The organism is Streptosporangium sp. NPDC023615 (genome assembly GCF_040640155.1).
Classification (GTDB): domain Bacteria; phylum Actinomycetota; class Actinomycetes; order Streptosporangiales; family Streptosporangiaceae; genus Streptosporangium.
This window is the reverse complement of record NZ_JBFABE010000021.1, coordinates 102696-112226: the sequence shown is the minus strand read 5'-3', so window position 1 is coordinate 112226 and position 9531 is coordinate 102696. Positions and strand designations below refer to the sequence as shown.

General features: G+C 72.6%; 10 protein-coding genes. 2 read left to right on the top strand and 8 right to left on the bottom strand.

Going from position 1 to position 9531, the window contains the following annotated elements; translation table 11 throughout:
- The 4 genes from AB0G16_RS17680 to AB0G16_RS17665 all read right to left on the bottom strand — a co-directional run.
- Nucleotides 1-742: hypothetical protein (locus AB0G16_RS17680; protein WP_362805714.1), on the bottom strand; the 742-nt coding region annotated here is incomplete at its 3' end.
- 175 nt (nucleotides 743-917) lie between these two features.
- The gene (locus AB0G16_RS17675) at nucleotides 918-1622 is read right to left on the bottom strand and encodes a class I SAM-dependent methyltransferase (RefSeq protein ID WP_362805712.1); all 705 of its coding nucleotides are present in this window, start codon (nucleotides 1620-1622) and stop codon (nucleotides 918-920) included.
- Nucleotides 1623-1779: 157 nt separating this feature from the next.
- Entirely contained in the window at nucleotides 1780-2847 is a 1068-nt protein-coding gene (locus AB0G16_RS17670) for a glucose-1-phosphate thymidylyltransferase (protein ID WP_362805710.1), read from the bottom strand.
- A 125-nt stretch (nucleotides 2848-2972) separates the two neighbouring features.
- Entirely contained in the window at nucleotides 2973-3347 is a 375-nt protein-coding gene (locus AB0G16_RS17665; RefSeq protein ID WP_362805708.1) for a GtrA family protein, read from the bottom strand.
- A gap of 187 nt (nucleotides 3348-3534) precedes the next feature.
- Between AB0G16_RS17665 and AB0G16_RS17660 the strand changes: the two genes are divergently transcribed.
- The gene (locus tag AB0G16_RS17660; protein WP_362805706.1) at nucleotides 3535-4530 is read left to right on the top strand and encodes a glycosyltransferase family 2 protein; all 996 of its coding nucleotides are present in this window, start codon (nucleotides 3535-3537) and stop codon (nucleotides 4528-4530) included.
- On the opposite strand, the gene AB0G16_RS17655 is transcribed toward AB0G16_RS17660, so the two are convergent.
- Both AB0G16_RS17655 and rffA read right to left on the bottom strand, forming a co-directional pair.
- Nucleotides 4481-5401, bottom strand: coding sequence for a GNAT family N-acetyltransferase (locus AB0G16_RS17655; protein WP_362805704.1), 921 nt, complete (start codon nucleotides 5399-5401; stop codon nucleotides 4481-4483). The genes AB0G16_RS17660 and AB0G16_RS17655 overlap by 50 nt on opposite strands.
- Complete coding sequence (gene rffA / locus AB0G16_RS17650; RefSeq protein ID WP_362805702.1) at nucleotides 5398-6594, bottom strand: dTDP-4-amino-4,6-dideoxygalactose transaminase; 1197 nt, start codon at nucleotides 6592-6594, stop codon at nucleotides 5398-5400. The genes AB0G16_RS17655 and rffA overlap by 4 nt, the downstream gene beginning before the upstream one ends.
- A 365-nt stretch (nucleotides 6595-6959) precedes the next feature.
- On the opposite strand from rffA, the gene AB0G16_RS17645 reads away from it, so the two are divergent.
- Complete coding sequence (locus AB0G16_RS17645; RefSeq protein ID WP_362805700.1) at nucleotides 6960-8219, top strand: nucleotide sugar dehydrogenase; 1260 nt, start codon at nucleotides 6960-6962, stop codon at nucleotides 8217-8219.
- Between the two features lie 54 nt (nucleotides 8220-8273).
- On the opposite strand, the gene AB0G16_RS17640 is transcribed toward AB0G16_RS17645, so the two are convergent.
- A complete protein-coding gene (locus AB0G16_RS17640) occupies nucleotides 8274-8657 on the bottom strand; it encodes a carboxymuconolactone decarboxylase family protein (RefSeq protein ID WP_362805698.1) in 384 nt (127 codons plus the stop codon).
- On the bottom strand, nucleotides 8626-9486 hold the full coding sequence (locus AB0G16_RS17635) for an NAD(P)-dependent oxidoreductase (protein ID WP_362805696.1): 861 nt from the start codon (nucleotides 9484-9486) through the stop codon (nucleotides 8626-8628). The genes AB0G16_RS17640 and AB0G16_RS17635 overlap by 32 nt, the downstream gene beginning before the upstream one ends.
- Nucleotides 9487-9531: the final 45 nt, after the last annotated feature.

Below are 9531 nucleotides of genomic sequence, written 5' to 3'. Positions count from 1 at the left end.
AGCTCGCCGCCGCCAGGTGGGCGTAGACGAACCAGTGGTAGAGCAGGGGCTCCCCGGCCACCATCGGCACGGTGGGCGGCACGTGGTGCCTCAGTTCGCCGGTCAGCGCCAGGTGGTACGGCATGTCGGGGAACGCGTTCCCCAGCGCGGGCCAGGTCAGGGCGTTGCGCGCGAAGAACGACACCGCGCTCCAGGCGAGCAGGTAGGCCAAGAGCAGCACCAGCGACCAGGACCACCAGACCGGTGACCTCTCCAGCCGGGACGGGTCGCCCGCCCAGTGCCGGCGCAGCCGGGGCACGGCCAGGAAGAGCAGGAAGGTGACGGCGGGCCAGGCCAGGACGAGCAGCGGCATCCCCGCGGCGCGGGCACCGGCGTAGGCGAAGACCTCCACGGCGTAGCCGAGCGCCAGCCCGAGCGCGATCTCCTCGGCGAGGGTGCGCCTGCCCCCGTACAGGAGACGCAGGACCAGTACGCCGGGCAGTGCCACGCCCAGCGCGACGTAGAGGAGGAACAGGGCCGCGTCGGTGCCGGAGACGCCGTGCCGGTACAGCACGGCCCCGGTCAGGGCGGCCGCCGTCGCGGCGGGCGCCCAGGCGGTGAGGCGCCGCATCCCTGGGGGCCGGGCGTCCGGCCGGTCGGCCTCCGGTTCCGGGAAGGCCTCGCCGGCCTCGCCGTCCCCGGCGGTCAGCAGCGGTCCCGGCGAGGAAGGGCGACCAGGGTGACGGGGCGGGGTTTCTGCCATGCGCCCGAGCCTGGTGAAACGATCGTCCCGCGAGGTCTCCGGCACCCGCGCCCGGCGATGTCTTTCCGGGTCTTTTGCCATTCGCCAGGCCATCGGGGTGCGGGCACGCGGGCGTGCGAGCACGCGGGTGTGCGGGACGCGGCCGCGCGGGTGTGTGGGGAGGGGGCGGCGCCGGTCAGGGGTGGTGGGCCCGCACCATGAGCGAGACACCGGGCAGCGAGGTGACCGGCAGGTACCTCTCGGCCGCCACCACGGCCCTCAGCCCCAGGTTCACCAGGGGCGAGGTCTCCGTCACGTCCGAGCCCGAGGTGTGCCTCCTGCGGCGGGCGACGACCGGCCGCAGCAGGACGTTCCAGCTCCACATCCGGTCGACGACCAGGCCCGCGCCGGTCAGCAGGGCGCCCAGCTCTTCGCGGGTGTACCGGCGGACGTGGCCGGAGGCCACGTCGTGCGCCGACCAGAGCGCCATGTCGCAGGGGACCGTGATCAGCGCGGTCCCGCCGGGCCGCAGCACGCGCGCGAGCTCACCGGCGGCCCGGTCGTCCTCCTCGATGTGCTCCAGGACGTCGAACGCCATCACCAGGTCGAACCTCGCGTCGGGCAGGGGCAGGTTTCGCGCGTCGGCGTGGATCGCCCGCAGGCCGCGCTCCCTGGCGAGCTCGACGGCGAGTTCGGAGAAGTCCGCGACCAGGGCGTCCCAGCCGTGCTCGACCAGCACGCGGGTGTTGCCGCCCCCGGCCGCGCCGATGTCGAGCGCCCTGCCGGGCGGGCCGAGCCGGCGCAGCTCGCGGAGCTCGCGGGCGAGGATGGCGCGCCGCTCGCGGTACCACCAGTGGCGGTCCTCCAGCTCGACCGTGCGGCGGATCTCCGTGGCCTCCATGCGTCGTCCTCCCAGACGTGTTCTCGGGCGCGGTCTCGGGTGTGTTCTCGGGCGCCGTCCCAGAGGTGCTCTCGGGTGCGGTCCCGCGGGTGTTGCCAGGCGTTTCCTCGGGCGCGGTGCCGGGGCGTGTTCCCGGGGGCGACCCCGGGCTGGGGGATCAGGCGCGCAGTTGCACCCGGCTGTGGTCGCCGACCATGAGCTGGTGCGTGTCGGGCAGGCCGACGGCCCGGCTCACCTCGACGTTCCGGCCGATCAGGGAGCGGGTCAGCGGGGAGACGCCCCTGACGGTGGAGTCGGCGAGGATGATGCTGTACTCCACCCCGGCCTCCTCCAGCACGCACCCCTCGCCGATCGAGGTGTAGGGGCCGACGTAGGAGGCCTCGATCCTGGCGTTGGCGCCGATGACGGCCGGGCCGCGGATCACCGATCCGCGCACCGTGGCGCCCGGCCCGATGTCGACGCGCCCGGTGATCTCCGAGGCCGCGTCCACCGTCCCCCGGACGGTCGTCTCGATCGCCTCCAGGACCATGCGGTTGCACTCCAGCATGTCCTGCAGGCGGCCGGTGTCCCTCCAGTAGCCGGTGACGAAGTGCGAGTGGACGCGCCGGCCGTTGTCGATCAGCCAGGTGATCGCGTCGGTGATCTCCAGCTCGCCGCGGGCCGACGGCTCGATCGCCCGGACCGCCTCGTGGATCGCGGGGGAGAAGGTGTAGACGCCCACGATCGCGAGATCGCTGCGCGGGTTCTCCGGCTTCTCCTGGAGGGCGAGGATCTCCCCGTCCGGTCCCAGCTCGGCCACCCCGTAGAACTGCGGCTCGGTCACCTTGGTGAGCAGGATCTGCGCGTCGTGGTCGGACGCGCGGAAGGCGTCCACCAGGCCGGCGATGCCGTCCAGCAGGAAGTTGTCGCCCAGGTACATCACGAACGGCTCGTCACCCAGGAAGTCGCGGGCGATCAGCACGCAGTGGGCCAGGCCGAGCGGCGCCTCCTGCTGGATGTAGGTGACCTCCAGGCCGAACGCCGAGCCGTCGCCCACGGCGGCGCGGACCTCCGCGCCGGTGTCGCCGACGACGATGCCGACGCTCGTGATACCGGCGTCCCTGATCGCCTCCAGCCCGTAGTGCAGCACCGGTTTGTTGGCGACCGGGACGAGCTGTTTCGCGGACGTGTGGGTGAGCGGGCGCAGCCTCGTGCCCCTGCCGCCCGCCAGAACAAGTGCCTTCATCGCTGCCGGCCCCTTCCACGGGAACCACGTGGCCACGGCGGCCGGTCGATCCCGTTGAAAACTACGCGGGGAGCCGGGAATTCCCTCCGCGGCGCGGTCGCCTTTGCGGAGAAAGGGGGGTGTTTTCACCCGGGACGGACGTTCACCTTCTCCCGGAACGTCCAGGCGCGGTGCACCGCGTAGGTCACCGTGGGACTGACGACGAGGATCACCGCCTGGGCCGCCATCACGGGAAGGTGGCAGAGCTCCACCAGCACGGGAAGGCCGGCGAGGGAGGCGCCCAGGAAGCCGAGGCCGACCGCGTAGAAGCGCAGGTAGCCTGCGAGCCACGACCGGTCGCGCGTCCTGAACACCACCAGCCGGTACCACGGGTAGACGATCACCACGGTCGTCAGATGGGCCGCCATCGCCAGCAGAAGGTAGGAGACCGCATCGTTCACGGCGAGCAATGCCAGGCCCAGGAGAGCGTAATAGAGCACGGCCGTCGTGGCGCTGGCCATCAGGTATGTGATGCGCTGTCCAGCAAGAGAGGAGATAAAACCTCCTCGCCCGGCATGCAGGCATTTTTCGAGATTAGTCAGCTTTCCTGCGCCTACCATGTCCGGCCATTTCAGATCTTATTTGTTGTCGCGGTAAATGGATGTTAGCTCGCTGTGAGATGTAATCGGGGGATCAATGTCCGTGTCGGTGGTCATTCCGTGTTACCGCTCCGCGCGGACCCTTCCGGCACTGGTGAACGGGGTCGTCGCGGTCCTGCGCGAGCTCTCCGTCCGCCACGAGGTGATCCTCGTCGTCGACGGGAGCCCGGACGACACCTGGCGGGCCGCGACCGAGCTCGCGCAGCGCGTCGAGGGAGTGCGGGCGCTGCACCTGTCGCGCAACTACGGTCAGCACAACGCGCTGGTCGCCGGGATCAGGGAGGCCGAGTGCGAGGTGGTCGTCACCATGGACGACGACCTGCAGCACCCGCCCGGGCAGATCCCCCTGCTGCTGGCCGCGCTGGAGCGCGACGGCCTGGACCTGGTGTACGGCGTGCCGCACCGCGAGGAGCACGGGCTCGTCCGCAACCTCGCGTCCCGGTCGGTCAAGACCGCCATGGCCGGAGGGCTGGGCATCCGCACCGCCCGGACGATCAGCGCCTTCCGGGCCTTCCGCACCCGGCTGCGCGACGGGTTCCAGCAACTGTCCGGGCCGCACGCCTGCGTCGACGTGGCCCTGTCCTGGGCCACCACGAAGGTGGGGTCGGTCGGGGTGGAGATGAACGAGCGCGGGCACGGGCGCTCCAACTACACGCCGGGCATGCTGCTGCGCCACGCGGTGAACATGCTGCTGGGCTACAGCGCGGCCCCGCTCCGCGCCGCCAGCTACCTGGGGTTCCTGATCGGCACCGTCGGCCTGCTGCTGGGCGGCGTCGTGCTCTGGCGCTTCGCCAGCGGGGACACCACCGTGGCCGGGTTCACCACGATCGCGTCGATGGTCACGCTCTTCTCCTCGGCCCAGCTCATATCCGTCGGCGTGCTCGGCGAGTACATCGGGCGCATCCACGGCAACGGCATGGGGCGGCCGACCTACGTGGTCCGCGAGCGCGTCGGGTCGCCGGCCGCGACGGCCGTCCCCCGGCAGCCGGGCGGCGCTAGCGGCGCGGTCCACGCAGCAGCCGGCTCCGGATCAGGTGAACGGTGAGGAAGGCGTGCACGGGCTCGAACCCGTACCGTGCCCAGGCACGCTGCACGCCGGTGTTGTGCCCCTGGGTGGAGATGACCACCTCCCGCCCGCCCCGGGCGAGGACGCGCTCCTCCACCGCCGCCAGCAGGTGGCCGTAGAGGCCGCGCCCGCGCGCCCGCGAGACGACCCCGGCGAGCAGGATCTCGGTGACCCCGCCACCGCCCCCGCCACCGTCCCCGCCGCCTCCCCCGAGGTCGCCCCCGCCGGTGATCCCGTCGCCGTCCCCGTTCCCGCCGCCGGTGCCGTTCCCGCCGGTGGGTTCACCGCCGGGCCCGTCGTCGTCGGCCAGCGTCGCCAGCGCGAGCACCCCGCTCCCGTCGTCGTGCGCGTCGTGCGCGTCGTGCTCCCGCAGCGCCACGCACCTCCCGGACGCGGCCGAGCGCACCGCCCACTCCCGGTACCCCTCCAGCGCCGCCGAGGCGTCGAACAGCGGGTTGGCCACGTAGTGGCTCCGGTAGGCGGCGAAGATGTCGGAGACCGGACCGGGCACCGCGGCCGCCGGGAGCGGGCAGGCGGCCCGCAGGTCGGCCCGGGGCTCGGGCGCGCGGCCCCGCCCCGCGCGCAGCCGCCAGTAGGCCAGGGAGTCGGCGAACACGGCGGTACGGCCGAGCGAGGTCAGCTCGGCGAACCAGCCGACGTGCCCGGCCGGGTAGCGGAGCACGATGACGTCGGCCGCCGACCCCAGGACGGCCTCGCGGACCGGCCCGAAGGACGGCCCGGCCCCCGCCGGGACGGTCAGGCGCTCCACCGGGCGGCCGAACCGGGCCGAGTCGAACGGCGACCCCACCGCCCGCGGCGTCCCGTCCCCCGTCATCTCCCACCAGCTCACCGGCGCACCTCGTGCTCGCGCACGGCCTCGACCACGCGCGCCACCCCGGCGTCGTCCAGGTCGGCGAAGAGCGGCAGCCGCACCAGGCGGTCGGCGACCTCCTCGGTGACCGGGCATCCCGCCGGGGCCGTCCTGCCGTACCGCAGGCCGGCGGGCGCGGTGTGCAGCGGCTGGTAGTGGAACGCCGCCTGCACGCCCCTCGCGGCGAGGTGGGCGATGAACGCGCCCCTGCTCTCCAGGCCGGGCAGCAGCAGGTGGTACAGGTGCGCCGGGTGCTCGCGGTCGGCGGGGACCGCCGGCTGCCGGACCCCGTTGGCGGCGGCCCAGCCGGCCAGCTCCGCGTGGTAGCGGCGCCACACCTCCTGGCGCATGGCCTGGATCTTCTCGAAGGATTCGAGCTGGGAGGTGAGCTGCGCGGCGAGGATGTCGGAGGGCAGGTAGCTGGAGCCGATGTCGACCCACCGGTACTTGTCCACCTGCCCGCGGAAGAACCGGCCGCGGTCGGTGCCCTTCTCCCGGACGATCTCCGCGCGGGCGGCGAGCTCGGCGTCGTTCACCAGCAGCGCGCCGCCCTCACCGCACTGCACGTTCTTGGTCTCGTGGAAGCTCTGCGCCGCCATGCGGCCGAACGACCCCAGCGCGCGCCCCCGGTAGGAGCCGCCGAGGCCGTGGGCGTTGTCCTCGATCAGGGCCAGGCCGTACCGCTCGGCCACGGCGAGGATCGGCTCCATCTCGCAGGCGACCCCGGCGTAGTGGACGACGACGACGGCCCGGGTGCGGTCGGTGATCGCGTCCGTCAGCAGCCTCTCGTCCAGGTTCAGCGTGTCGGGCCTGCAGTCGACGAAGACCGGCACCGCCCCGCGCAGCGCGTAGGCGTTGGCCGTCGAGACGAAGGTGAACGACGGCATGATCACCTCGTCGCCGGGCCTGAGGTCGAGCAATAGCGCCGACATCTCCAGGGCGTGCGTGCAGGAGGTGGTCAGCAGCACCTGCCGTGCCCCGGTCATCTCCCGCAGCAGCCCGGCGGCCCGCCGGGTGAACGGCCCGTCCCCCGACGTGGAGCCCCGGCGCACGGCCTCGGCGAGATAGTCCATCTCATTGGCCGAGACGTATGTCCGGTTGAAGGGAACGGGGGCGGGCGGGCGGCCGGAATTCGGCGGAAGGACGCGGGAAGAAGCGCCGGCCGCCGTCAACGGAGCCTCTTCTCCGGTACGGCGCCGATGTCGCGCATGGAATACACGGCTGAATGCTACGTACGCCGTTCCGCCGCGCCGCGGACCGACATGCGGGCGGACGCGACTCTTGTACGGGTGGCCGTGAGGTTTTTACCCGGGTCGCCGAGCTGCGACAACGCGCAAATATCCGGAAATGTCAGATATTTATTATATTGCGTCATATGGTATTCGTAACGGCTCGCGCGGGGACACCGACCCGCGCGAGCCGCGGCCTCGGGAGCGGGCGGCGACACGCCCGGTTCACCGCATGATCGGTTCCGGGGGAATATCGCTCCTAAAGTCGTTTCGTATTCTCCTTTTTCCGAGGCGACGGAGGTCCTGCCGTGGGAGAGAAACTGGTCGTGGTCGGCCAGGGGTACGTCGGCCTGCCTCTCGCGATGCGGGCCGTCGCGGCGGGATTCGACGTGGTCGGCGTCGACGTCGACGAGCGGCGGGTCAAGCGCCTCAACGCGGCCGAGTCCTACGTCGAGGACGTCGGCGACGACGCGCTGTCGGCCGCCCACCGCTCCGGCCGCTACCTGGCGAGCGCCGACTACGGCGCCGCCGGGGACTTCGACGTCTGCGTCATAACCGTGCCGACGCCGCTCCGCGACGGCGTCCCGGACCTGCGCCACATCGCCGCGGCCGGGGAGGCGGTCGCCCCGCTGCTGCGGCGGGGCGCCGCGGTCGTGCTGGAGTCCACCACCTATCCGGGCACCACCGAGGAGTACCTGCTGCCCCTGCTGGAGGAGGGCTCCGGCCTGCGGGCGCCGGAGGACTTCCACCTGGGCTACAGCCCGGAACGGATCGACCCCGGCAACGGGCACTGGCGCCTGGAGAACACGCCGAAGGTGGTCTCCGGCATCGACGCGGCGTCCCTGGAGCGGATCCGGGTGTTCTACGCCCGGCTCGTCCACCAGGTCGTCCCGGTCTCCTCGCCCCAGGTGGCGGAGCTGTGCAAGCTCCTGGAGAACACCTTCAGGCACGTCAACATCGCCCTGGTCAACGAGCTGTCGATCTTCGCGCAGCAGCTCGGCATCGACGTGTGGGAGGCCATCGACGCCGCCTCCACCAAGCCCTTCGGCTACATGCGCTTCACCCCCGGACCCGGCGTCGGGGGGCACTGCCTGCCGATCGACCCGTCGTACCTGTCGTGGAAGGTCAAGCGCAGCCTCGGGCACAACTTCCAGTTCGTGGAGCTGGCCAACGACATCAACCGCCACATGCCGGACCAGGTGGTACGCCGCCTGGGGCTCGCGCTGAACCGGGCGCGCAAACCGGTCAACGGCAGCCGGGTGCTCGCGCTGGGCCTGGCGTACAAGAAGAACGCCGGCGACTGCCGCGAGTCGCCGGCGATCGACGTGGTCAGGGGGCTGCGCAAGCTGGGCGCCGACGTGCGGGCCGCCGACCCGCACGTGGACCCCTTCCTGCTGCCCGCGGGCGTCGGGGTCGTCGCGTTCTCGGAGCGGGAGCTGGCCGAGGCCGACGCCGTGGTGGTCCTCACCGACCACGACTGCTTCGACTACGCGCTCGTCCAGCGGGCGAGCGCCTTCGTCCTCGACACCCGCAACCGCTGCCGCGGGCCCAACGTCGAGAGGCTCTGACCGGCCGGCGCCGGGCCTGCGGCGACGGACCGGCGGCGGGCCGCCCGCGGCCGGCTACGGGCGCATGACGCGGGCGATCAGCTCCTCGACCTGCGTGTTGAGCTTGGCCCCCCTCGGCCAGCCGGCGTAGTGGGTGAGGAAGACGACGATCTCGCGCAGCTCGTCGGGCGTGAGGTCGCCGGTCCGGACGGCCGCGTCGAGCTGGAGCCCGACGACGTCGTCCATGCCCTGGCCCACCAGCATGCCGAGCAGGAGCAGCCGCCGGTCGCGGTTGGAGATTCCCTCCCTGGACCACACCTCGGCGAACAGGTGCTCGACCGTCATCCCGAAGAAGTCGCCGGGGCCGTCCTCGACGTGGTCCCAGCCGTAGGCCTTTTTCATGATCTCCAATCCGCGGGCCCGGCGCTCAGGAGTGGTCTCGTCCGCGTGGTCGCTCATGGGGCACTCCAAGTCCGTCGGCCAGCCGTTCCAGGGCGAGGGCGGCCATCGGGGTCTCCACCCCGCTGGCCCGTGCGAGTTCCAGCGCCAGGGAGAGATCCTTCTCCCCGAGGGCTCTGACATGTAGCAATATTTCGTACCACGGATCATCCGGAGTTACAGGCTCGGTGGTCTTCCTGAGCATGATGGCCCCGGGGCCGCCGGTGACCGCGTCGGAGTGCCTGACGGCCTGCGCCAGCGCCTTCAGCGGGACGCCGCACGCCTCGGCCGGCCGCTGCGCCTCCGCCGCCGCCGCGAACGCCGCGAAGTGCAGCAGGTTGCGCGCCAGCTTGGCCCGCGTGCCCGCCCCGGCCGGGCCGACGTGCAGCACCAGCTGCGCCCAGTGCCCGAACGGCTCCCGGCACCGCTCGACCGCCTCGTCCGCGCCGCCGGCGAGGACGGCCAGCCTGCCCTCGTGCGCCCCCGTGAAGCCCCCGGTCACCGGCGCGTCCACCACGTGCACGCCGTACCGGGCCGCCTCGGCCGCCAGCTCCTCGGCGGTGACCGGGGAGATCGTCGAGTGGACGGCGATCACCGTGCCCGCCCGCGCGACCGGCAGGGCGGCGCGCACCACCTCGCGGACCTGCTCGTCGTCGAGGACCATGACCTCGATCACGCCGGCCTCGGCCGCGATCTCCAGCGGGTCCGTGACGGCCCGCGCGCCGCGCTCCACCGCGGGCGCGCACGCCCCGGGCCTGACGTCGTACACCAGCAGCCCTCCGGGCCGGCCGGCCAGCCGTACGGCCATCGGCGAGCCCATCTGGCCCAGCCCGACGAATCCGACCCTCATACCGGTCCTCCCTCCGGGAGCCGGGGGCCGCCCGGCCCCGGACAC